20 protein-coding genes are annotated in these 22,666 nt (G+C 71.1%); 8 read left to right on the top strand and 12 right to left on the bottom strand.

What is annotated here, in order from left to right; all coding sequences use genetic code 11:
- The first annotated feature begins 243 nt into the window (after window positions 1-243).
- On the top strand, window positions 244-498 hold the full coding sequence (locus tag OG559_RS16130; RefSeq protein WP_243639082.1) for a CD225/dispanin family protein: 255 nt from the start codon (window positions 244-246) through the stop codon (window positions 496-498).
- Window positions 499-527: 29 nt separating this feature from the next.
- A complete protein-coding gene (locus tag OG559_RS16125; RefSeq protein ID WP_405104691.1) occupies window positions 528-1,142 on the top strand; it encodes a hypothetical protein in 615 nt (204 codons plus the stop codon).
- A gap of 60 nt (window positions 1,143-1,202) precedes the next feature.
- Here OG559_RS16125 and OG559_RS16120 read toward each other — a convergent pair whose 3' ends face one another.
- Window positions 1,203-2,495, bottom strand: coding sequence for a DUF6350 family protein (locus OG559_RS16120; RefSeq protein WP_405104689.1), 1,293 nt, complete (start codon window positions 2,493-2,495; stop codon window positions 1,203-1,205).
- A gap of 204 nt (window positions 2,496-2,699) precedes the next feature.
- Between OG559_RS16120 and OG559_RS16115 the strand changes: the two genes are divergently transcribed.
- On the top strand, window positions 2,700-2,960 hold the full coding sequence (locus OG559_RS16115) for a DUF4190 domain-containing protein (protein WP_387015218.1): 261 nt from the start codon (window positions 2,700-2,702) through the stop codon (window positions 2,958-2,960).
- A 58-nt stretch (window positions 2,961-3,018) separates the two neighbouring features.
- Here the strand turns inward: OG559_RS16115 and sucD are convergent, their stop codons facing one another.
- The 3 genes from sucD to OG559_RS16100 form a co-directional block, all read right to left on the bottom strand.
- On the bottom strand, window positions 3,019-3,906 hold the full coding sequence (gene sucD / locus OG559_RS16110; RefSeq protein WP_396670259.1) for a succinate--CoA ligase subunit alpha: 888 nt from the start codon (window positions 3,904-3,906) through the stop codon (window positions 3,019-3,021).
- 2 nt (window positions 3,907-3,908) lie between these two features.
- A complete protein-coding gene (gene sucC, locus OG559_RS16105; protein ID WP_396670260.1) occupies window positions 3,909-5,087 on the bottom strand; it encodes an ADP-forming succinate--CoA ligase subunit beta in 1,179 nt (392 codons plus the stop codon).
- 513 nt (window positions 5,088-5,600) lie between these two features.
- Window positions 5,601-6,005: a cobalamin B12-binding domain-containing protein gene (locus OG559_RS16100; protein ID WP_161685713.1), complete on the bottom strand. Its 405-nt coding sequence runs from the start codon at window positions 6,003-6,005 to the stop codon at window positions 5,601-5,603.
- A gap of 389 nt (window positions 6,006-6,394) precedes the next feature.
- Here OG559_RS16100 and OG559_RS16095 point away from each other — a divergent pair, with 389 nt between their 5' ends.
- Both OG559_RS16095 and OG559_RS16090 read left to right on the top strand, forming a co-directional pair.
- The gene (locus tag OG559_RS16095; RefSeq protein ID WP_405104686.1) at window positions 6,395-7,108 is read left to right on the top strand and encodes a M23 family metallopeptidase; all 714 of its coding nucleotides are present in this window, start codon (window positions 6,395-6,397) and stop codon (window positions 7,106-7,108) included.
- Window positions 7,109-7,382: 274 nt separating this feature from the next.
- Entirely contained in the window at window positions 7,383-8,162 is a 780-nt protein-coding gene (locus OG559_RS16090; RefSeq protein WP_405104684.1) for a M23 family metallopeptidase, read from the top strand.
- 108 nt (window positions 8,163-8,270) lie between these two features.
- Here OG559_RS16090 and pcrA read toward each other — a convergent pair whose 3' ends face one another.
- Entirely contained in the window at window positions 8,271-10,661 is a 2,391-nt protein-coding gene (gene pcrA, locus OG559_RS16085) for a DNA helicase PcrA (protein WP_405104682.1), read from the bottom strand.
- Window positions 10,662-10,855: 194 nt separating this feature from the next.
- Between pcrA and OG559_RS16080 the strand changes: the two genes are divergently transcribed.
- Window positions 10,856-12,706 carry a bifunctional metallophosphatase/5'-nucleotidase gene (locus tag OG559_RS16080; protein ID WP_405104680.1) on the top strand — a complete coding sequence of 617 codons (1,851 nt, stop codon included), beginning with the start codon at window positions 10,856-10,858 and terminating at the stop codon, window positions 12,704-12,706.
- A gap of 290 nt (window positions 12,707-12,996) precedes the next feature.
- The gene (locus OG559_RS16075) at window positions 12,997-13,389 is read left to right on the top strand and encodes a chorismate mutase (protein ID WP_405104678.1); all 393 of its coding nucleotides are present in this window, start codon (window positions 12,997-12,999) and stop codon (window positions 13,387-13,389) included.
- Between the two features lie 266 nt (window positions 13,390-13,655).
- On the opposite strand, the gene OG559_RS16070 is transcribed toward OG559_RS16075, so the two are convergent.
- From OG559_RS16070 to OG559_RS16050, 5 genes are all read right to left on the bottom strand, one after another.
- The gene (locus OG559_RS16070; protein ID WP_396670266.1) at window positions 13,656-14,669 is read right to left on the bottom strand and encodes an ABC transporter ATP-binding protein; all 1,014 of its coding nucleotides are present in this window, start codon (window positions 14,667-14,669) and stop codon (window positions 13,656-13,658) included.
- On the bottom strand, window positions 14,662-15,690 hold the full coding sequence (locus tag OG559_RS16065) for an ABC transporter ATP-binding protein (RefSeq protein ID WP_405116699.1): 1,029 nt from the start codon (window positions 15,688-15,690) through the stop codon (window positions 14,662-14,664). Before OG559_RS16065 ends, OG559_RS16070 begins: the two co-directional genes overlap by 8 nt.
- A 26-nt stretch (window positions 15,691-15,716) precedes the next feature.
- Window positions 15,717-16,700: an ABC transporter permease gene (locus OG559_RS16060; protein WP_405104676.1), complete on the bottom strand. Its 984-nt coding sequence runs from the start codon at window positions 16,698-16,700 to the stop codon at window positions 15,717-15,719.
- 75 nt (window positions 16,701-16,775) lie between these two features.
- A complete protein-coding gene (locus OG559_RS16055) occupies window positions 16,776-17,702 on the bottom strand; it encodes an ABC transporter permease (protein WP_405104674.1) in 927 nt (308 codons plus the stop codon).
- A 148-nt stretch (window positions 17,703-17,850) separates the two neighbouring features.
- On the bottom strand, window positions 17,851-19,491 hold the full coding sequence (locus OG559_RS16050; RefSeq protein ID WP_405104672.1) for an ABC transporter substrate-binding protein: 1,641 nt from the start codon (window positions 19,489-19,491) through the stop codon (window positions 17,851-17,853).
- Between the two features lie 435 nt (window positions 19,492-19,926).
- Between OG559_RS16050 and OG559_RS16045 the strand changes: the two genes are divergently transcribed.
- Window positions 19,927-20,661, top strand: a complete 735-nt coding sequence (locus tag OG559_RS16045; RefSeq protein ID WP_405104670.1) for a PIG-L deacetylase family protein — start codon at window positions 19,927-19,929, stop codon at window positions 20,659-20,661.
- 21 nt (window positions 20,662-20,682) lie between these two features.
- On the opposite strand, the gene OG559_RS16040 is transcribed toward OG559_RS16045, so the two are convergent.
- Both OG559_RS16040 and OG559_RS16035 read right to left on the bottom strand, forming a co-directional pair.
- Window positions 20,683-21,363 (bottom strand): response regulator transcription factor, encoded by a 681-nt coding sequence (locus OG559_RS16040; protein ID WP_350882108.1) that lies wholly within the window; start codon window positions 21,361-21,363, stop codon window positions 20,683-20,685.
- Window positions 21,364-21,365: 2 nt separating this feature from the next.
- Window positions 21,366-22,562, bottom strand: a complete 1,197-nt coding sequence (locus OG559_RS16035) for a PspC domain-containing protein (protein ID WP_405116695.1) — start codon at window positions 22,560-22,562, stop codon at window positions 21,366-21,368.
- Between the last annotated feature and the right edge of the window lie 104 nt (window positions 22,563-22,666).

Genomic DNA, 22,666 nt, shown 5'->3' with positions numbered 1-22,666 from the left:
CCTCGTGTGGGCGGGCAGGCCGGACCGGCCGTCCGCGTGGGCAATCAGGATCCGGACAACGACGAATTGGTGACCGCCGTTGTCGCCCCCACCCTGTACTCTGCCGGTCGCTCGGTGCCCGGCACAAGCCTGGCTCCGCACCCGTCAGTGACCCGACATGCGCGTTGTGTCGATGGATTAGAGGAGTAGGCCGCGATGCAGCCCGACTACAAGTCCCCCCAACCGCAACAGATCAATAACAACATGACGATGTCCATCGTGGCCATCTTCCTCTTCTGGCCGCTGGCCATCCCGGCGATCATCAACGCGTCGAAGGTCAACCCGCTCATCCAGCAGGGTGACTACGCGGGGGCCCAGGCGGCGGCCGCCGAGTCGAAGAAGTGGTCCAAGTGGGCCCTGATCGTCGGCATCGCCTGGTATGTGATCGCCATCGTGTGCTGCGCGCTGGGCGGCATTGGGGCGATCATGGGTGCGGAGACCAGCACCACCAGCTACTGACAGCAGCCTCAGGCAAGGAGCACCAGCGAATGCAGCCCGGTCAGGACCCGTACGGCCAGCAGCCCAACGACCCGAACCAGCCGCAGTACCACGACCCGCACGCCCAGCCCCCACAGGCGCCTTACGGGCAGCAGCCCACATCGGGGCAGCCGTACGGGCAGGACCCGTACGGCCAGCAGCCGCAGGCGCCGTACGGCCAGCAGCCTGCCGCCGGTCAGCCGTACGGCCAGCCGACGTCGGGTCAGCCGTACGGCCAGCCGACGTCGGGTCAGCCCTACGGCCAGCCCGCCCCGGGTCAGCCCTACGGGCAGGACCCGTATGCCCAGCAGCCCTACGGAGCCGCGCCGGGCTACCCGAACGCCGGCTACCCGCAGGCGCAGGGCCAGCAGAACACCCTCGGCCTGGTGTCGATGATCCTCGGCATCGCGTCGATCCCGCTGGTCTGCTGCCTGTACCTGGGCATCCCGGTCGGCATCGCCGCGATCGTCACCGGCTACCTCGGGCGGCAGAAGGCGAACCAGGGCCTGGCCAGCAACGACAGCCAGGCCAAGACCGGTCTGATCTGCGGTGCGGTGGGTGCCGGGCTCGGCATCGTGCTGTTCATCCTCGGCCTCGTGGCGAACGTCAACCTGCCGACCACCTGAGTCGACAGCACCACCGAGGGGCGCTCCGGGCAGTTTCCGGGGCGCCCCTCGGCGCAGGCGTCAGGAAGGCGTCCGGCCCTTCGACAGGGAGCGGGTGGCGGCGGCGCCGAGCAGGGCACCGGCCGCGAGCACCGCCGTGGCCGTCCCGGCCACCTGCCACGGGACCGGGCCGATCTCGGCCAGCCGCCCCCCGCCGAGCGGCCCGCCGGAGGCCCCCGCGAGCACCCCGAGCAGCAGCCCGGCGACCGGGCCGGCTAGGGCCGCCGGGACCAGCAGGGCCCGCCAGGCCACCTCCGTCCGATCCTCGGCGGCCCGCCGCAGCAGCCGCCGGGCGAGCAGGCAGCCGGCAGCCATGCCGGCCAGGACCGGGATCGCGAGCAGGGCCGCCCCGAAGTCGTCCACCGGCCCGCTGGGCAGGCCGGCCAGCAACGGTACGGCCGGCAGCGCGCCGAGCGAGACCTCGCCGGTGCGTACGGCGGTGTCGGTGCCGACGGCGAACCCGGGACCGAGCAGATAGCTGGTGGACCAGACCGTGGCGTTCGGTGCGTAGGCGAGGCTGACCAGGGTGATCCCGGCCTGCCCGGCCACCCCCGTGCGGTACGCCCCGATCATGTCCGCGGCGTCCCCGCCGCCGGTGGCGATCGCCAGCCCGGCTACTCCCGCCCCCGCCCCGAGCAGCAGCAACCCGGCGACCAGGCCGGTACGCACCCCGTCCCGCACCGGGGCGGGCGCCCGCTCGACGAGCAGGCCGGCCACGCCGGTGGTGCGGGCCGCCCCGGCCAGGGCCGCGAACGCGCCGAAGACCGCGAAGGTCCCGCCGGCGCGGATCGGGGACACCGCCGGCCCACCGACGCCGGCCAGCACTGCGGCGAGGGTGCCGAGCAACGCGTACCCGACGCCGACCGCGCCTGCGGCGGTGAGCGCCTGGCGCGGCGAGCGCCCGCCCCGGGCCCCGATCGCCCGGCTGGTGTGCACGCCGGCCCGGAACAGCCGCCAGACCGCCAGCACCGTGAGCGCCACCGGGGCCAGTCCGACCGGGCCGGCGTCGGTGGTCAGCGGGACCCCGTGGCCGAGCAGCCAGCCGCCCAGCCCGGCGCGCAGCGCCCCGGCGACGGAGCCGGCGTCCTCGCTGAGCTGGGCGAGCCCGAGCACCAGCGCGACCGGTAGGTACGACGTGAGCGCGGCCCAGGTGGCGGCGACCCCGGCGGCGACCGCGAGCGGGGCCCGGCTGCGGCGGGCCTCCCCGGCCCGGGGCGCGGGCACCCGGGGACCCGGTGGGCGGCCGGCGAGCCGGTCGTCGGCGCCCACCCCGGTGGCCGGACGGCGGGGCTGATCAGGGGTGACGGAGGACATCGCGTCTACTCTGGCACGCCGCGCCGTCGAGGGCAGTCCGATACCGCGCCCGATCGGCCGCAAGTTCGTGATCCACCGACTTGTCGCCCACGATCCGGTCTAGCCTCGGCCCAGGACACGAACTTTTCCTGTCGCGGCCTCTTCCGGGTGCCGGCCAGCGTCGGCCGGCTGGAGCAGGTCGACGCGGACCGCTCGGAGGTAGCCGTGAACGCTCCGTATCCACCGCCGCCACCGGCCGCCGGCCGGGACCGCACCACGCTGTGGGGCGTGCTCGGCATCGTCCTGGGCCTGATCTGCTGCGGCGTCCTCGGCATCGTCTTCGGGTACCTGTCTGTCCGGGACGCCAAACGGTACGGCCAGTCGCCGGTGCTGGGCTACCTCGCCATCGCGTTCGGCGTGATCAACATCATCGGCAGTCTGATCCTGCGGGCGAGCGGCAACTACCCGTTCTGGAACAACGACTGATCTACATGACGCGAGGGGGCCGACCGCCCGGTCGGACCCCCTCGGCGTCTCAGGCGGTTCAGCCGGCGGACATGATCTCCCGCATCAGCTTGGCGGTCTCGGTCGGGGTCTTGCCGACCTTCACGCCGACGGCCTCCAACGCCTCCTTCTTCGCCTCGGCGGTGCCCGCCGAGCCGGAGATGATCGCGCCGGCGTGGCCCATGGTCTTGCCGGGCGGGGCGGTGAAGCCGGCGATGTAGCCGACCACCGGCTTGGTCACGTTCGCCTTGATGAAGTCGGCGGCCCGCTCCTCGGCGTCGCCGCCGATCTCGCCGATCATCACGATGGCGTCGGTCTCCGGGTCGGCCTCGAACGCGGCCAGGGCGTCGATGTGGGTGGTCCCGATGATCGGGTCGCCGCCGATGCCGACGCAGGTCGAGAAGCCGATGTCGCGCAGCTCGTACATCATCTGGTACGTCAGCGTGCCGCTCTTGCTGACCAGGCCGATCCGACCGGTGCCGGTGATGTCGGCCGGGATGATGCCGGCGTTGGAGGCGCCCGGCGAGGCGATGCCCGGGCAGTTCGGCCCGATGATCCGGGTCCGCTCCCCCTTGGCCACGTTGTACGCCCAGAACGCGGCGGTGTCGTGCACCGGGACGCCCTCGGTGATCACCACGGCCAGCGGGATCTCCGCGTCGATGGCCTCGATCACGGCGGCCTTGGTGAACTGCGGCGGGACGAAGATCACCGTGACGTCGGCACCGGTCTGGGCCATGGCCTCGGCGACGGTCGCGAAGACCGGCAGCGCGGTGCCGTCGAAGTCCACGGTCTGGCCCGCCTTGCGCGGGTTGGTGCCGCCGACGACGTTGGTGCCGGCGGCAAGCATCCGCCGGGTGTGCTTGGAACCCTCGGAACCGGTCATCCCCTGCACGATGACCTTCGAGTCCTTGGTCAGCCAGATAGCCATGATCAGACCCCCGCAGCCGCCAGCTCGGCGGCCCGCTCGGCCGCGCCATCCATGGTGTCGACCCGCTGTACCAGCGGGTTGTTCGCGCCGTCGAGGATCGCCCGACCGGCCTCGGCGTTGTTGCCGTCGAGGCGGACCACGAGCGGCTTGGTGACCTTCTCGCCGCGCTGTTCCAGCAGGGCGAGCGCCTGCACGATGCCGTTGGCGACCTCGTCGCAGGCGGTGATGCCGCCGAAGACGTTGACGAACACGCTGCGCACCGACGGGTCGGACAGGACGATCTCCAGCCCGTTCGCCATCACCGCGGCGCTGGCGCCGCCGCCGATGTCGAGGAAGTTGGCCGGCTTGACGCCGCCGTGCCGCTCGCCCGCGTAGGCGACCACGTCGAGGGTCGACATGACCAGACCCGCGCCGTTGCCGATGATCCCGACCTCGCCGTCGAGCTTGACGTAGTTGAGGTCCTTCTCCTTGGCGGCCTGCTCCAGCGGGTCCACCGCGGCCTGGTCGATCAGGGCCTCGTGGTCGGGGTGCCGGAACCCGGCGTTCTCGTCCAGGGTCACCTTGGCGTCGAGCAGCAGCAGCTTGCCGTCGCTCGTCGTCGCCAGCGGGTTCACCTCGACCAGCGTGGCGTCCTCGGCGACGAACGCCTGCCACAGCCGGACGGCGACGTCGACGACCTGGTCGGCGACCCCGGCGGGGAAGTTGGCGGCGGTGACGATCTCGCGCGCCTTCGCCTCGTCGACGCCCTTGACGGCGTCGATCGGGGCCTTGACGACCTTGCCCGGGGTCTCGGTGGCGACCTGCTCGATGTCCATGCCGCCGGCGACGCTGGCGATGCAGAGGAAGGTGCGGTTCGCCCGGTCGAGCAGGTACGAGAAGTAGTACTCCTCGGCCACGTCCGCGGTCACCGTGATCATGACCTTGTGGACCGTGTGACCCTTGATGTCCATGCCGAGGATGTCGGTGGCGCGGGCCACCGTCTCATCCTCGCCCTCGGCCAGCTTGACGCCGCCGGCCTTTCCTCGGCCGCCGACCTTCACCTGTGCCTTGACGACCACGCGACCGCCGAGGCGTTCGGCGATCGCGCGGGCCTCCTCCGGGGTGTTGGCGACGCCGCCGGCGAGCACGGGCAAGCCGTGCCGCTCGAACAGGTCCCGCCCCTGGTACTCGTACAGGTCCACGATTGCGCGTCCCGTCCCGTCTCCGCGGCGCGCCGTCGCGCCGCCACCAGCGTGTGAAAACAGTTTGATGCCTGTCATCAGTTGAAACAGGCCATTGGGCGCAGCCTAGCGAGGTCGGCACGGCCGGCAACCGAGCGGGTGCACGGTGTGCCCTAATCCACAACCAGCCCGGCGCTCCCCCGTGCTGCCCGGATCCGGGCAGCCCCGCGCGGTCGGCCGAGCCGTTTCGTTGGGCGGCCGGGTCGTTTCGTTGGGCGGCCGGCGGGGCCGACGGGCCGGGTGGGGGCCGGCTGTGGGATTCCTGTCGACGATGTTCGGCGGGCCGCGTAACCCCCTGGCCAGGGCCTCGTTGAGTCAGATGTCGGAGCGCTGCTGGTCAGCGCGACGGCGGGAGACGGCCGATGCCCTGTCGGTCGAGGGGTGGCGGCGGGGCATCGTGCATAGAGGGGCCGGACGTGTGAGGGGTGCGTCCGGCCCCTCCCCCGTGTCTGGGGGAGGGTGGCGACCGCCGGGTCAGGCGACCGGCTGGGCGACGTTGGCCCGGACCCACTCCACGATCGACCGGGTGGTCGCGCCCGGGGTGAAGACCTTCGCTACGCCGAGCCGTTCCAACTCGGGGAGGTCGGCGTCCGGGATGATGCCGCCGCCGAAGACGACGATGTCGCGCGCGTCCCGCTCACCGAGCAGCTCGATGACCCGCCGGAACAGCGTCATGTGCGCCCCGGACAGCACGGAGAGCCCGACGGCGTCGGCGTCCTCCTGGATGGCGGTCTCCACGATCTGCTCCGGGGTCTGGTGCAGGCCGGTGTAGATGACCTCCATGCCGGCGTCCCGCAGGGCACGGGCGACCACCTTGGCCCCGCGGTCGTGGCCGTCGAGGCCCGGCTTCGCGACGACGACCCGGATACGAGAGCTCATCAGCGGACACCTTTCGAGGCGCTAAGACTGTCACCTGAACGAACGGTAACCCGACGGGTCGGGACCAGGGAATCCGGGCGTCCGAACCAGGAGAAGCGTAGGGGTGCGGGCCGGATTCGGATATCCGGTGGGCGACGTCACCCTGCGCAACGAACGGGCAGCTACGAGGGCATACGTCGACCGTGACGAGACATGACAATAAGGGACACAAACGGACGGATCGACACGCCAATTACCCCGTCTGGCTTGTTACCGGCGTGGTGGTTGGCTAACGTGACCACGGTTGTCATCAGGTCCACCGACGGGTGACGACGCGGCCAGCCGACGTTCACCTTCGCTTCACGGGGCGCCGGCCGACCGCTTCGGAACCCCGACAACGGAGGGTGTGCGTGCGCCAGCGCCTGTCGTCTGAGCCCGATCGATATCGCGGCCGCCGCCGCGTACCCGCGCCCCCGCGCAGCCGCTACGCAGCCGTCGTCACCACCGCGTTCGTCGGTGCGGGCATGGTCGCGCTCGGCGCGGCCGCGCTGCCGGACGCCAAGAGCGTCAGCCCGTCGGTCCTGGACGAGCTCAAGCAGGCGTCCATCACCAGCCAGGACGTCGCGGCCCGCGCAGACTCCGACGAACCGGCCTCCCGGGACAGCCGGACGGAGACGAAGGTCTCCACCGAGCAGGACGTCTGGCTCCTGCCCCTGCAGGACTACGACTTCAACACGCCCTACGGCATGCGCTGGGGCAAGTTGCACACCGGCGTCGACCTGGTCGCCCCGGAGGGCACCCCCTACGTCGCCATCCACGGCGGCACCGTCACCAAGGCCGGCTGGTTCGGCGGCTACGGCTACGCGGTCATCGTCAAGCACACCGACGGCAGCGAGGCCATCTACGGCCACTCCTCAGCGGTGACCGTCAAGGAGGGCCAGCAGGTCAAGGCCGGGGAACAGCTCGGACTGGTCGGCAACACCGGCCACTCCTACGGCGCGCACCTGCATCTGGAGATCCATGTCAACGGGGAGCCACGGGACCCGGTGCCGTGGCTCCAGAGCCGCGAAGTGGACATCAAGATGCAAATCCAGGCGCTTTACAGCGACGTGACCACGCCCTGACCCTGAGCATCGCCCGTTGACCGCCCGGATCAGTCGATCCGGGCGGTTTTTTCGTCGTCCGGCGGGCCGAATGTCTGCTAGGCCACACCGGCAGATGTGACCGGCGACACCTCGACCATGATCACTTATCGGGACGAAGCCCCCCTAGGCGGGAGGGAACGGGCGGGAGCCGGCTGCGGGCGGGGCGACGGAACCCCGCCCCCACCCGCCGGCCACCAGCGCAAACACCAAGATTTCGAGGTCCCTGCCCCTCGAAGACGTGAAGGTCCCCGCCGTGCAGGAAGAGAACATCCGCAACGAGAGCACCCCCGACGCGCCGATCCGCCGCCGACTGCGCCCCCGGCGCGGCGGACGGGCCCTGGTGATCGGCGCGGCGGCCCTGGTCGGGCTCGGTCTCGCCAGCGTCGCCGTCGCCACCACGGGCGGTGGGGACGAGCCGACCCCGGCCGCCGTGGCGATCGACGCCCAGGCCCGCACCGAGGCCGCCGAGCGCGCCGACCGGGCCGTCCGCGAGTCGGTCGCCCCGGTCACCCCGTCCGCCAGCCCCACCACCCCGTCGCCGAGCCCGTCGAGGGCCAGCGCCAGCCCGACGAAGCAGGTCACCACGAAGCCGAAGCCGAAGCCCACGCCGAAGAAGACCAACAAGCCCGCGTCAGCCTGGGTCATCCCGATGGCGGGCGCCCAGATCACCTCCTGCTACGGCCAACGGTGGGGCGCCCTGCACGCCGGCATCGACTTCGCCCTGCCCGCGGGCACCCCGATCCACGCCGCCGCCGCGGGCACCGTGGTCAAGGCCGGTGACGTCGGCGACGGGTACGGCATCTCCGTCTTCGTCGACCACGGCAACGGCTACCTGACCCACTACGCCCACCAGAGCCGCACCGCCGTCGGCGTCGGCGCGAAGGTGAAGGCGGGGCAGGTCATCGGCTACGAGGGCTCCACCGGCGACTCCACCGGCCCGCACCTGCACTTCGAGGTGCACCAGGGCGCGATGTGGAACCAGATCGACCCCGCGCCGTTCCTGCGCGCCCGGGGCATCGACGTGGCCTGCTGACAGCCCGCCGCCCGGGTGCGCCCGCGCCCGGCCGCCCGGCCCGGCAGCGCAAGCCGACCCGCCAGCCCGGCCCGGTCCGGCAGCACGCCGGCCGGGCGGGCCGGCGGGTCAGAGCTTGTCGACCGGGGCGTGCCGCAGCACCAGCCACATCGTCTGGTCGCCGAAGTCGATCTGCGCCCGCGCCCCGGGCCCGTGCCCCTCGACGGCGAGCACCCGGCCCAGGCCGTACCGCTGGTGGTTGACCCGGTCCCCGGCCGCCACCTTGGGCCCCTGGGGCAACTCGCTGGCCGTGGTCAGCCGGCTGCCGTCCACGCCGAGCCGCTTGGCCAGTTGGGCCGCCTTGGGCGTCCCCCCGGCGAAGCCGCCGGGGCGGTCCGCGCGACCCCCGACGCCGCCGCCACCCCCGGCCCACGAGGTGTACGTCCCCTCGGTGCGCTCCCAACGGACCAGCTCCGGCGGCAACTCCTCCAGGAACCGCGACGGCGGGTTGTAGGCCGGCTGCCCCCACGCCGAGCGGGTCACCGAGCGGGACAGGTAGAGCCGCTGGCGGGCCCGGGTGATGCCCACGTACGCCAGCCGACGCTCCTCCTCCAACTCCCGGGTGTCGCCCAGTGAACGCAGGTGCGGGAAGACACCGTCCTCCAGCCCGGTGAGGAACACCACCGGGAACTCCAGTCCCTTGGCGGTGTGCAGGGTCATCAGGGTGACCACGCCCTGGTGGTCCGGGTCGTCGGAGGGGATCTGGTCCGCGTCCGCGACCAGCGCGACCTGCTCCAGGAAGCCGGCCACGGTGGCCCGCTCGCCCTCGGCGCCCAGCGCCTCGATCCGCTCGGTGTACTCCCGGGCGACGCTGACCAGTTCCTGGAGGTTGTCCACCCGGCCGGCGTCCTGCGGGTCGAGGCTCTCCTCCAGCTCGGTGAGGTAGCCCGAGCGGGTGAGCAGCGCCTCCAGCACCTCCTCCGGGGTGCCGGTCTCGGCCAGCTTGCGCGCCCCGTCGAGCAGCGCGATGAAGTCGCCGATGCCGTTGGCGGCCCGGGTGGAGATGCCCGGGGCGTCCTTCGCCCGGCGCAGCGCCGCGCCGAAGGAGACCCGGTCCCGGCCGGAGAGCGCCTCGACGCATGCCTCCGCGCGGTCGCCGATGCCCCGGCGGGGAGTGTTCAGGACGCGGCGCAGGCTGACCGTGTCGTCGTCGTTGACCACCGCGCGCAGGTAGGCCAGCGCGTCGCGGACCTCCTTGCGTTCGTAGAAGCGCACCCCGCCGACCACCTTGTAGGGCAGGCCGATCCGGATGAACACCTCCTCGAAGACCCGGGACTGGGCGTTGGTGCGGTAGAAGACCGCCACGTCGCCGGGGCGGGCGGCCCCGTCGTCGACCAGCCGGTCGACCTCCCGGCTCACCCAGTCCGCCTCGGCGTGCTCGGTGTCGGCGACGTACCCGACGATCTGCTCGCCCGCCCCCGCGTCGCTCCACAGCCGCTTGGGCTTGCGGGAGGTGTTCCGGTCGATCACCGCGTTGGCGGCGTTCAGGATGGTCTGGGTGGAGCGGTAGTTCTGCTCCAGCAGGATCGTGCGGGCGTCGGTGAAGTCCCGCTCGAACTCCAGGATGTTGCGGATCGTCGCGCCCCGGAACGCGTAGATCGACTGGTCGGCGTCGCCGACCACGCACAACTCGGCCGGGTCGATCCCCTCGGTGCCGGAGACCAGCTCCTTGATCAGGGTGTACTGGGCGTGGTTGGTGTCCTGGTACTCGTCGACCAGGACGTGCCGGAACCGGCGGCGGTAGCTCTCCGCGACGTGTGGGTGCGACTGGAACAGGTGCACCGTGGTCATGATCAGGTCGTCGAAGTCCAGCGCGTGCGCCTCGCGCAGCCGCCGCTGGTAGAGCGTGTACGCCTCGGCGAGCGCCCGCTCGTTGGGGCCCTTGGCCCGCCCGGCGAACTCCTCCGGGTCGACCAGCTCGTTCTTCAGGTTGGAGACCTGGGCGGCCAGCCCGCGCGCCGGGTAGCGCTTCGGGTCGAGGTCCAGCTCGCGGGCGACCATCTGCATCAGCCGACGGGAGTCGTCGGCGTCGTAGATCGAGAAGGTCGACTTCAGGCCGGCGTGCTCGTGCTCGGCCCGCAGGATCCGCACGCAGGCCGAGTGGAACGTCGACACCCACATCAGCCGGGCACGCGGGCCGACCAGGTGGGTCACCCGCTCCTTCATCTCACCGGCGGCCTTGTTGGTGAAGGTGATCGCGATGATCTCGCCGGGGTGCACGTCCCGGGCGGCAAGCAGGTACGCGATCCGGTGGGTGAGCACCCGGGTCTTGCCCGAGCCGGCGCCGGCCACGATCAGCAACGGCGAGCCGGCGTGGGTGACGGCGTCACGCTGGGGCCCGTTCAGGCCCTCCACCAACTGCTGTGGGTCGAGCCGGACCGGCGGGCCGGCGCGGCGCGGCGGGGCCGGCTCGGGCTCGGGCTCGGGCGGGGACACGGGGATGTCGAAGAGAGGCTGCATCGCAGGGCGAGTCTATGCCGCCCGCCGGACACTTCCCGACTCACCGCCCCGCCCGCCGCCACCCCCGTGGCCCGGCGCGCAGCCCGAAGAGACCAACCCGTCACCCGACCGGCTCTGGCGCCTCCGTCCCCGATCCACGACGATGACCGGGAAACCCCGGATCCCTCCCCCGTACACGATTTGGGAGAAAAACCATGAGTCAACCGCGCTCGCGCGGTCGGGCGGTGCTGCGTCACCTCGCCGCGCCGGCCCTCGCACTGGCCGTCGTCGCCACCCTGCCGGCCGCCACGCGGCCCGCGCCGGCCCCGGCCGCCGACCCCTGGGCGGCTCTCGCCCCGGTCTCGGTCTCCTACGCCAAGCCGCTCGGCGGCGAGGTCAAGGGCAACTTCCTCAGCTACAACGACTTCCACGGCGCCATCGACCCGCCCGCGGGCAGCGGCGCCACCGTCAACGGCACCCCGGCCGGCGGCGTGGAGTTCCTCGCCACCTGGCTGAAGAAGCTCCGCGCCGAGGCGAAGGCCGAGGGGCGGACCAGCACCACCGTCGGCGCTGGCGACCTGATCGGCGCCTCGCCGCTGGTCAGCGCCGCGTTCCACGACGAGCCGACGATCGAGCTGATGGACGAGATCGGCCTCCAGGTCAGCTCGGTCGGCAACCACGAGTTCGACGAGGGCATCAACGAGCTGATCCGGCTCAACAAGGGCGGCTGCCACCCGGTCGACGGCTGCCAGGACGGCGACGGCTTCGCCGGCGCGAAGTTCACCTACCTCGCGGCCAACACGGTCAGCAAGAAGACCGGCCTGCCGATCCTGCCCCCGGTCGACGTCAAGTTCGTCAACGGCGTGCCGGTCGGCTTCGTCGGGGTCACCCTGGAGGGCACCCCGGGCATCGTCAACCCCGCCGGCATCACCTCGGTCACGTTCAAGGACGAGGTGGAGACCGCCAACAAGTGGGGCGGCCTGCTCAAGCTCTTCGGCGTCAAGGCGATGGTGCTGCTGGTGCACGAGGGCGGCGCGCAGTCCCCGCCGCCGAGCGCCCCTGGCGTCTCCGACTGCGCCAACTTCTCCGGCCCGATCGTGGACATCGTGCGCGGCCTGCGGCCGGAGTTCGGCCTGGTCGTCTCCGGCCACACCCACCGCTTCTACTCCTGCTCACTGCCGAACTCGGCCGGCCAGCAGAGCGTCGTCACCAGCGCCGGCACCAACGGCCAGCTGATCACCGACGTGGACTACTCGCTGGACCGCCGCTCCGGCCGGTTCACCGGGATCTCCGCCCGCAACGTGGTCGTCGAGAACGGCGTCCGCAACGCCGACGGCACCTGGCAGCAGAGCGCACCCGGCGTGTTCGCCCGCAACCCCGCGCTGGTCGACGCACGCGCGAAGGCGCTGTCCGACAAGTACCGCACGGCGGTCGCCCCGATCGCCAACCGGGTGGTCGGGAAGATCAGCGCGGACATCGTCCGGGACGTCCGGCCCAACGGCGAGAGCCCGCTCGGCGACGTGATCGCCGACGCGCAGCTCGCGTACACGGCCGGCGACGGGGCGCAGATCGCCCTGATGAACCCGGGCGGCGTTCGGGCCTCCCTGTCGTACGGGGCGTCGGCCGGCGGCGAGGCGCCGGGTGAGGTGACCTACGGCGAGGCGTTCAGCGTGCAGCCGTTCAACAACCTGGTGGTCACCCAGACGTTCACCGGGGCCCAGCTCAAGAACGTGCTGGAGCAGCAGTTCCCCGGCTTCAACGGGCAGACCGCCCAGCGGATCCTCCAGGTCTCGGCCGGGCTGACCTACTCGTACGACAGCACCGCCCCGGCGGGCTCCCGGGTGAGCGCCCTGGCGCTGAACGGGACCCCGGTCGACCCGGCGGCCAGCTACCGGGTCACCACGAACGACTTCCTGGCCAACGGCGGCGACGGCTTCACCGAGCTGGCGGGCGGCGCCGGCCGGACCACCGCCCCCGGCTTCGACGTCGACGCCCTGGTGTCGTACGTGGGCGCGGGCGCCCCGGTGGCGCCGGGCCCCGCCGATCGGATCACCCGCCTCGGCTGAGGTACGCGCAGGGGCCCCTTCTCCCCGCCTGACGCCGGCTTGGAGAAGGGGTCCCCGCACCGCGAATCCCCGTGGACCCGGCGCGAATCCTTGCGGATCGGGTCGGCGGGTGGGCATACTCGACGACGTGTTCGGTCAGCGCTTCTACTTTTACTACGGCACCGGGAGTCCGGCAGCCGTGGGTCGCGCCTGATCAGATCAGACCTACGAAAAGCCCCGGGCTCTGGAGAGCCCGGGGCTTTTCCGTCCCGGGATCCGGGCACCGGGCCCGACGTCCGAGGGGTACGGCGATGATGGCAGACGTGGTGGAGCAGAGCGGCAGCGTGGCACAGTCCCGGCCGGGCGACGAGCACGAGGCCGGCGGGTCGGCCGGCGATGGCAGGGCGGAGCCCGCGTCGGCGGCCGGCGCGACGCCCCGGACCGGGACCGACGACTCGGTGGCCGCGGCGCGGATCGTCGCCATCCGGGAGCGGATCGACGAGATCGACCGCACCCTGATCGAGCTGTGGCAGGAGCGGGCCGCCCTGTCCCAGGAGGTCGGGGCGACCCGGATGGCTTCCGGCGGCACCCGACTGGTGCTCAGCCGGGAACGGGAGATCCTTGAGCGGTTCCGCCAAACCCTCGGCGCCGACGGCACCCAGCTCGCCCTGCTGCTGCTCCGCGCCGGCCGCGGCCCGCTGTAACCCTCCCCACCGTCCCACCCCCGCCGTCCCGCCCCGCCCCGCCGGGCCACCCGTGACCCGTGGGCCCGCAAGGTCGCGCTAATACACGGAATTAGTGGCCTCGGAGGCGTGCGAGGCCACTAATTCCGTGTATTAGCGCGATCCGGGGCGGCCGGCCCCGCCGGGGCGGGCGGGGCGGGCGGCGGGCGGCGGGGCGGGAACGCCGAACCGCCTGCCGGCGTCGGGCGGACGTCGGCAGGCGGTCGGGGTCGGTCAGCCCGGGAGGCTCAGGCCTCGTGGGTGGCGAGGATCTCGCGCTTCTCCGCGAAGTGGCAGGCGCTCGCGTGGTCCGAGCCGGAACGGATCTCCAGCAGCGGGACCTGCTCGGCGCAGACGTCCTGCGCCTTCCAGCACCGGGTACGGAACCGGCAGCCCGAGGGCGGGCTGACCGGCGAGGGGACATCACCGGTGAGCCGGATGATCGCCTTCTGGTCGCGCAGGGTCGGGTCGGGCACCGGCACCGCCGACAGCAGCGCCTGGGTGTACGGGTGGGTCGGCCGCTCGTAGATCTCGTCCTCGGTGCCGACCTCGACGATCTTGCCGAGGTACATCACCGCGACCCGGTCCGACAGGTGCCGGACCACCGACAGGTCGTGGGCGATGAAGACGTACGACAGGCCGAACTCGTTCTGGAGCTTCTCCAGCAGGTTCATCACCTGCGCCTGGATGGAGACGTCCAGGGCCGACACCGGCTCGTCGCAGACGATGATCTCCGGGCGCAGAGCGAGCGCCCGAGCAATACCGATGCGCTGGCGCTGGCCGCCGGAGAACTGGTGCGGGTACCGGTGGATGTGCTCCGGGTTCAACCCGACCAGGTCGAGCAGTTCCTTGACCTTCTGCCGCCGGCTGCCCTTCGGGGCCACCTCGGGGTGGATCTCGAACGGCTCACCGATCAGGTCGCCGACCGTCATCCGCGGGTTCAGCGAGGTGTACGGGTCCTGCATGACCAGCTGGATCTGTCGGCGCAGCCGGCGCAGCGCGCCGCCGGACAGCTTGGAGATGTCCTGCCCCTTGTAGAGCACGCTGCCGGCGGTCGGCCGCTCCAGGTTCATCAGGACCCGGGCCAGCGTCGACTTGCCGCAGCCGGACTCGCCGACCAGGCCGAGCGTCTCGCCGGACTTCAGCTCGAACGAGACCCCGTCGACGGCCTTGACCTGACCGATGGTCTTCTTGAAGACGATGCCCTGGGTGACGGGGTAGTGCTTGACCAGGTCACGGACCTCGAGGATGTTCTCAGTCACGGTTAACCAGCTCCTCGGCGAAGTGGCAGGCGCTGGCCCGGTTGCTGCCGATCTGCAGCAGTGGCGGCACCTTCTCCCGGCAGACCGGCTGCGCCATGGGGCAGCGCGGGTTGAACGGGCAGCCCGGCGGGATGTTCATCAGGTTCGGCGGCAGACCCTTGATGGTGCGGAGCTGCTGCCCCCGCTCGTCCATCCGCGGGATCGAGTCGATCAGGCCGATGGTGTACGGGTGTGCCGGCTTGCCGTACAGCTCGAAGACGTCGGCTTCCTCGACGATCCGCCCGGCGTACATGACGGCGATCCGGTCCGCGACGTCGGCGACCACGCCGAGGTCGTGGGTGATCAGGATCAGGCCCATCTGCCGCTCGCGCTGAAGCTCGGCGAGCAGGTCCATGATCTGGGCCTGCACGGTCACGTCGAGCGCGGTGGTCGGCTCGTCCGCGATCAGCACCTCCGGGTCGAGCGCCAGCGACATCGCGATCATCGCGCGCTGCCGCATGCCGCCGGAGAACTGGTGCGGATAGTTGCTGAACCGGTCCTTGGCGTTCGGGATCTTGACCTGGTCGAGCATCTCGATGGCACGCTTCTTGGCCTCGGCGCGGCCGAGGCCACGCCGGACCCGGAACTGCTCGGCGATCTGGAACCCGATGGTGAAGACCGGGTTCAGCGCGGAGAGCGCGTCCTGGAAGATCATCGCGATGCCCTCGCCGCGGATGCGGCGGCGCTGCTCCCCGGACATGGCGAGCATGTCCTTGCCGTGGAAGCGGACCTGGCCCCCGGTGACGAACCCGGGCGGCGTGTCGAGGATGCCCATGACGGCCTGCGCGGTGACGCTCTTGCCGGAGCCGGACTCGCCGAGCACGGCGAGGGTCTCCCCCGCGTCGACGTGGTAGGTGACCCCGTTGATGACCTTGGCGACGCCGTCCCGGGTGCGGAACTCCACCCGCAGGTCCTCGACCTCCAGGAGGCGGCCTGAGGGGCGGCCGGATCCGTCGGCGCCCGGCTGGGACTGCTCGGTCACGAGAATGTCGGACAACTCAATCTCCCCTAGCGCAGTTTCGGATCGAGGGCCTCGCGGACCGCCTCACCGAGCATCACGAAGCTGAGCACGGCGGTGACGAGGAACGCGGAGGGGAAGAAGAGCAGGAAGGGCGAGACCCGGATGTAGTTCTGCGCTTCGCTGATCATGATGCCCCACGAGACCACCGGGCTCTTCAGGCCGATGCCCAGGAAGGACAACGTCGCCTCCGCGCCGATGAACGACCCGACCAGGATGGTGCCGTAGACCAGCAGCGGGGCCAGGCAGTTCGGCAGCAGGTGCTTGATGATGATCCGGCCGGTGCCGGCTCCCAGCGCCCGGGCCGCCACGATGTAGTCGGCCTCCCTGGTGGCCAGCACCGAGGAGCGCATCAGGCGCATCACGACCGGCCAGCTCAGCACGACCAGGGACATGATGACCAGGCTCATGATGTACCACTCGTTGTTGCTCGACCCCGCCCCGTTGAAGGTGGTCAGGATGACGATCGCGCCGAGCACGAAGGGCAGGCCGAAGAAGATGTCGCCGAAGCGGGAGAGCAGGGAGTCCACCCAGCCGCCGCGGTAGCCGGCGATCATGCCGATCGTGCCGCCGATCAGCAGCGTGCCGATGGTGGAGACCAGGGCCACGATGATCGAGGCGCGGGCGCCGTAGATGACCCGGGCGAAGACGTCCCGGCCCTGCACGTCGTACCCGAACCAGGCGTCGCCCGAGGGCTCGACCCGGCTGTTCGCCAGCGCGCCGTTGACCGCGTCGCCGTTGGTGAACAGCCACGGGAAGGCCGCCATCAGGATGAAGATCAGAATGAACGTCGCCGAGATCCAGAACAGCGGCTTGCGGCGCAGGTCGCGCCAGGCGTCGCCGAGCAGGCCGCGGGGCTTCTCCCTGCGGACGTTCTCCGGCAGGCCGGCGCCGGCGGGGGCGCCGGGCTCGGCCTCGGTTGACGTGGTCGCTGACGGGGTCGAGACGATCGATGCGGTACTGGGGTCACTCATGCCGCCACCTCGCTCCGCTGGGTGCCGCGACGGTGGTCACGGCACGCTGCGTACAAAAATCGTTCGCCGCGCTGCTCACTCATAGCGGATCCTTGGGTCCAGGGCGGCGTAGAGCAGGTCCACCACCAGGTTCATCAGGAGGTAGACGAGCACGAGGACCACCACGATGGAGACAACGGTAGCGCTCTCCTTGGTGACGATCGCCCGGAGGACGGAGCGGCCGATGCCGTTGATGCTGAAGATGCCCTCGGTGACGATGGCGCCGCCCATCAGCGCGCCGAGGTCGGTGCCGAGCAGGGTGACCACCGGGATCAGCGAGTTGCGCAGCAGGTGTACGCCGACGACGCGGCGCATCGGCAGGCCCTTGGCGATCGCGGTGCGCACATAGTCGGCCCGGCGGTTCTCCGCGATGCTCGTCCGCGCCACCCGGGCGACGTACGCCATGGACGCGCTGCCCAGGACGAAGCCCGGCATGAGCAACTCAGACAGCCGCATCTCGCTGGAGACGGTCGGATTGACGATGCCCCACTTCACGCCGAGCAGCCACTGCAGGATGAAGCCGACGACGAACACCGGCAGCGCGATCAGGAACAGGGTGGAGACGAGGACCAGGTTGTCGAGGAAACCGTTGCGCCGCAGGCCGGTCAGGACACCGGCGGACAGGCCGATGATCGCCTCGATCGACAGGGCCACCACCGCGAGCTTCAGCGTGTTCGGGTACGCGGCGGCGATGATGTCGCCGACAGCGATGTTGTTGTACGTGACGCCGAAGTCCCCCTGGAACAGGTTCTTCATGTAGGTGGCGTACTGCACCCAGATCGACTCGTCGAGCTGGTACTTCTCGGTCATGAAGTTGATGTACGTATCCGGACACCGGCGGTCGCCGCACTTGCCGGCGAACGGGTCGCCCGGCACGGACCAGACGAGCCAGTAGATCAGGAATGTCGTACCGATGAAGACCGGGACGAGTTGCAGTAGCCGTCTCAACAAATAACGGCCCATGGGGTGGTCCTCCTGACAGGGGGCGCGTCGGGCGAGGGGCCGACACGGATGGCGTCAACGTGGCGAGGGATGTTGTACGCCCCTCGCGAGACGGCCCCGGGCCGGACCCACCGGTAGGTGAGCCCGACCCGGGGTCAGACCGTACGGATCAGAGCTCGACCGAGGTGATGTCGAGCTCGCCGACGTTGGTCAGCTCCATCTTCTTGATCTTGTCCGACCGGCCGGACTGCTGGCCGGAGAAGTAGACCGGGATCGAGGGCGCGTCAGCGTCGATCAGCTTGACTGCCTCGGCGAACTTGGCGTGCGAGGCGTCCAGGCTCGGCGCGGCGCTGGCCTCCTTGGCCAGGGCGTCGACCTGCTTGTTGCTGTACAGGCCGTCGTTCGAGGAACCGCCGGTCACGTAGAGCGGGTTGACCCAGTTCTCGACGTCCGGGTAGTCCTGCTGCCAGCCGGCGCGGTACGGGCCCTTCATCTTGTGGGCGTTGATGTTCTGCCGGAACACCGCGAAGGTCGGCACGCCCTCGGCGCGGGCGTTGATGCCGAGGTTGGTCTTGACCTGCTGCGCGACGGCCTCCATCCACTCCTTGTGGCTGGCGTCCGCGTTGTAGTAGAAGACCATCTCGCCGCTGAAGCCACCGGCCTCGGTGAGGAGCTTCTTGGCCTCGTCGACGTTGAACTGGCAGGCGGTGCAGTTGCCCGGCGCCGCACCCGGGGCCAACGGGTTGGCCCAGCTGTCGGCCGGCTTGCGGTTACCGAAGAAGATCTTGTCGGTGACCTCCTGCCGGTTGATCGACAGGGAGACGGCGCGACGCAGCTTCGGGTCGGCGAAGCGCTTGTCGTAGATCGGGAAGGCGATGATGCCGGTGACCGGGGCAACCGACGAGATGGCCCGGTCGCCAAGGTCGGTCTTCCACTTGTCACCCGCGAGGGAGGAGACCGGAACCTGCTGCTGGAAGTCGATGTTGTTGGAGACCAGCTCGCTGTAGACGGCGTCGTCGTTCTGCGAGAGCTTGACGTTGACGTCCTTGATCTTCATCTTGTCGCGCAGCTGGTAGTCCTCGAACCGCGTGAGCTTGATGAGGACGTTGTTCTCCCACGACACGAACTTGACCGGGCCGTTGCCGATCGGCTTCTTGCCGAAGTCCTCCGCGGTGCCCGCGAAGAACGCGTCCGGCAGCGGCATGAAGGTGCTGTAGCCGAGCTTGGTCGGGAACACGGCGGTCGGCGCGGCGAGGGTGACCTCGAAGTTCCAGTCGTCGACGACCTTCAGGCCGGACATCTCCTTGGCCTTCGGCTCCGGGGCCTTCTGCGGGCCGTCCGCGCCATCGGGGTCGGCGGTGTTGACCTCGTCGAAGCCCTGGATGTCAGCGAAGAAGCTGGAGTTCTGCGCGCCGTTCGGCGAGTAGGCACCCCAGTTCCAGGCGTCCACGAAGTTCTTGGCCTTGACGGCGGTGCCGTCGTGGAACTTCGTGCCCTGCTTGATCTTGATCTTGTAGACCTTGGAGTCGGCCGTCTCGATCGACTCCGCCACGGCGTTCCGCGGGGCGCCACCGTCGTTGGGGTACTCGACCAGGCCGGTCCACATCCAGTCGATGATCTTGCCACCGTTGGTCTCGGTGGTGTTCGACGGAACCAGCGGGTTCTCCGGCTCGCCGCCGTCGATCGTGATGACACCGTCCGCGCTGTTGCCGGCGTCGCCGCCGTCGTCGCTGCTGGAGCAGCCGGACGCGACGAGCGCGAAAGCCGCGCCCAACGCGATCGCGCCACTCGCCCGCTTCGAGACTCTCATTCCGAGGGGCCTCCTCTTTCTAGCCTGGTTCCGTCGTGAGTTCTCACGTACGTATGGGGGTGACACCGCCGGCGACCGCAACCGCGCACCGCCGGTTTAACGCAGAAAAATCGGGACACCCCTGATGCACCGATCCGCCGGGCCACCACACCGCACCGGGCTCGGCTCCGCGCAGGGCCGGGCGGCCACGAACCGTGACTGCTCAGCGGCTTCCGTGGTCGCGGGACCATGCGTGGGTGCCTCACGCCGGGGGTGAGGTGCTGCAACTGTGACACCTACCGGCCCGTTACGTGAAGGTGCCGTTATCAAGCCGTTAGTTGGTCGCAGCGTTGCCGATACTTGAAAAAAGATCATGATGCGACCCAAAAGCATCGCTCTGACCAGGGAAAACGTGGCCGGATCCCCTCGCCCAGGTCGGCGCGTAGGCTCGGCCCTGTGAGCTTCCCCGCCTCCGCCCCGGCGCTCGCCGGCATCCACCGTGCGCTGGCCGTATTTGCCCATCCGGACGATGTCGACTTCGGCTGTGCGGGCACCATAGCCGGCTGGGTGGACGAGGGGACGGAGGTGGCCTACCTCATTGTCACCCGGGGTGACGCCGGCGGGTTCGACGACACGCCCCGCGCGGAGGTGCCCCGGCTGCGCGAGGAGGAGCAACACGCCGCCGCCGCGGCCGTCGGGGTGCGCCGGGTCGAGTTCCTCGACGGGTACGTCGACGGCGCCCTCGCCCCGACGACCGCGCTGCGCCGGGACATCACCGCGGTGATCCGCCGGTTCCGACCCGACCGGGTGCTGACCAGTTCCCCGCTGCGCCGCTGGGAGCAACTGGCCGGCCCGAGCCACCCCGACCACCTGGCCGTCGGCGAGGCCACCACCTGCGCGATCTACCCGGACGCGCGCAACCGGTTCGCACACCCCGAGCTGCTGACCGCCGGGCTGGCGCCGTGGGTGGTCCGCGAGGTCTGGTACGCCGGTGGCCCCGGCCCGGACCACGTGATCGACGTCACCGACCGGTACGACCGCAAGGTCGCCGCGATGCGCGCGCACCGCTCGCAGACCGCCCACCTGGACGTGGAGACCTGGGTCCGGGACCGGCTCACCACGGTCGCCGACAACGCCGGGCTGCCGCCGGGCCGGCTGGCGGAGGCGTTCACCGTGCTGCGGACGGAGTGACCGGGCCGGCCCCGGCCGGCGTCAGACCAGGCGGCGGTCCGCCGCCCAGCGGGACAGCTCGTACCGGTTGGACATCTGGAGCTTGCGCAGCACGTTCGACACGTGTGTCTCGACCGTCTTGATCGAGATGTAGAGCTCCTTGGCGATCTCCTTGTACGCGTACCCCCGGGCGAGCAACCGGAGCACCTCGCGCTCCCGGTTGGTGAGCAGGTCCAGCTCCGGGTCGGCCACCGGGGCGTCCGGTCGGGCGGCGAAGGCGTCCAGCACGAACCCGGCCAGCCGAGGGCTGAACACGGCGTCCCCGTCGGCCACCCGGCGCACCGCCGCGGCCAGATCGTCCGGGGAGATGGTCTTGGTCACGTAGCCCCGGGCACCGGCCCGGATGAGGCCGATCACGTCCTCCGCCGCGTCGGAGACGCTCAGCGCCAGGAACCGCACCTGCGGGTGGGTCCGGCGCATCGCCTCCAGCACCGCCCGGCCGCCGCCGTCGGGCATGTGCACGTCCAGCAGCACGACGTCGGGACCGGTGGCGGCGATCCGAGCGACCGCCTCGGCCACCGTGCTCGCCTCGCCCACCACCTCGACATGGGCGCCCAGCTCGGCGCGGACCCCCGCGCGGAACATGGCGTGGTCGTCGACGAGGAAGACGCGCAGCCGCTCGGGGCGGCCCTGTGCCCCCTCGACCGGCCCGTGCTCGGCCATGGTCATCTCTCCCTCTCCGTCGTGGACTGGTCGCGGGAGATCGGCAGGATCAACCGGACCTCGGTCCCCTCACCCGGCTCGGAGCGGATCTCCGCCCGGCCGCCGTGCCGCCTCATCCGTCCGATGATCGACCCCCGGACCCCGTGCCGGTGGTCTCCCACGGTATCCGGGTCGAAGCCCTTGCCCCGGTCCCGGACGAAGGCGCTCACCTGGTCCGGCTCCACCTCCGCGTACAGCGAGACGGTCCGCACCCCGGCGTGCCGGGCCGCGTTCACCAGCGCCTCCCGGGCAGCCGCGACCAGCGCGCCGATCCGCTCGTCGGTGTCCCGGTCGCCCACCACGACCGTTTCCACGGTGATCGCGAAGGTGTCCTCGACCTCGGCCGCGGCCTGCTCCAGGGCCGCCGCGAACCGTTCCGTGGGCGAGGCGGCCGGCTTGTAGAGCCAGTTGCGCAGCGAACGCTCCTGGCCACGCGCCAGCCGCTGCACGGTCGTCACGTCGGCGGCGTTGCGCTGGATCAGCGCGAGGGTGTGCAGCACCTGGTCGTGCACCATGGCGGCCAGCTCCGCCCGTTCCTGCTCACGGATGCGCCCCTCGCGCTCCGAGCGGAGCTGGTTGTACGTCCGCCAGAGCACCGGCGCCGCCACCACCCCCACGCCGGCCAGCCCGACCAGCGCGAAGATGACGCCGTTGAGCACCGCGTCGAAGTTCTGCACCGGCGAGTAGACCGCCACGACGCCGATGATGCCCACCGCGACCAGCACCCCGCCGCCGATGAAGCGCAGCACGAAGGCCCGCCGGTCGCTCTCCTCCACCACCGCGCCCAGCCAGGGCACCGGCATGGACTCGCCCCACTGCCGGCGGCGCTCCGGCGCGGCCTGGTGCCAGATCACCCCGGCGCCCACCGCGATGATCGCGACCAGCCAGCCGGCGGTGCCCGCCGCGCCGACCGAGTCGAAGACCATCACCTGCACCAGCAGCACCCCGAGCCCGATCGCCACGAACGGCAGCAACTGCCCGATGTCCCGCCGGGGCGGGACGGCCGTGTCGCCCGGCCGAAGCGGGACGACCGCCCAGAAGGCGGCATAGAGCAGCATCCCGAGCCCGCTGAGGCCGAGCAGCACCGTGAAGGCGATCCGTACCCGCACCACCGAGATGCCCAGGTGGTCGGCGATGCCGGCGGCGACACCGGCGGCCATCCGGTGCTCGGGCACCCGGTAGAGCCGGGGCGGCTGGATCACGGTGCTGATCGGATACTCCCTGAACAGGTGCGACGGGGCGGGCGCCGGGCCGGCGTGCCGGT

It is taken from the genome of Micromonospora sp. NBC_01405 (genome assembly GCF_045040155.1).
Taxonomy (GTDB): domain Bacteria; phylum Actinomycetota; class Actinomycetes; order Mycobacteriales; family Micromonosporaceae; genus Micromonospora.
The sequence above is the reverse complement of the archived record's forward strand: the minus strand, read 5'-3'. Positions and strand labels throughout refer to the sequence as shown.

Bases quoted from the DNA above. Each gene is read 5' to 3' on its own strand.
- OG559_RS16055 (WP_405104674.1), bottom strand. From the start codon at position 17,702: ATGGGCCGTTATTTGTTGAGACGGCTACTGCAACTCGTCCCGGTCTTC.
- OG559_RS16120 (WP_405104689.1), bottom strand. From the start codon at position 2,495: ATGTCCTCCGTCACCCCTGATCAGCCCCGCCGTCCGGCCACCGGGGTG.
- OG559_RS16100 (WP_161685713.1), bottom strand. From the start codon at position 6,005: ATGAGCTCTCGTATCCGGGTCGTCGTCGCGAAGCCGGGCCTCGACGGC.
- OG559_RS16040 (WP_350882108.1), bottom strand. From the start codon at position 21,363: ATGGCCGAGCACGGGCCGGTCGAGGGGGCACAGGGCCGCCCCGAGCGG.
- OG559_RS16075 (WP_405104678.1), top strand. From the start codon at position 12,997: ATGATGGCAGACGTGGTGGAGCAGAGCGGCAGCGTGGCACAGTCCCGG.
- pcrA (WP_405104682.1), bottom strand. From the start codon at position 10,661: ATGCAGCCTCTCTTCGACATCCCCGTGTCCCCGCCCGAGCCCGAGCCC.
- sucD (WP_396670259.1), bottom strand. From the start codon at position 3,906: ATGGCTATCTGGCTGACCAAGGACTCGAAGGTCATCGTGCAGGGGATG.
- OG559_RS16130 (WP_243639082.1), top strand. From the start codon at position 244: ATGACGATGTCCATCGTGGCCATCTTCCTCTTCTGGCCGCTGGCCATC.
- OG559_RS16035 (WP_405116695.1), bottom strand. From the start codon at position 22,562: ATGGCCGCCGGTGTCGCCGCCGGCATCGCCGACCACCTGGGCATCTCG.
- OG559_RS16060 (WP_405104676.1), bottom strand. From the start codon at position 16,700: ATGAGTGACCCCAGTACCGCATCGATCGTCTCGACCCCGTCAGCGACC.
- OG559_RS16125 (WP_405104691.1), top strand. From the start codon at position 528: ATGCAGCCCGGTCAGGACCCGTACGGCCAGCAGCCCAACGACCCGAAC.
- OG559_RS16080 (WP_405104680.1), top strand. From the start codon at position 10,856: ATGAGTCAACCGCGCTCGCGCGGTCGGGCGGTGCTGCGTCACCTCGCC.
- OG559_RS16050 (WP_405104672.1), bottom strand. From the start codon at position 19,491: ATGAGAGTCTCGAAGCGGGCGAGTGGCGCGATCGCGTTGGGCGCGGCT.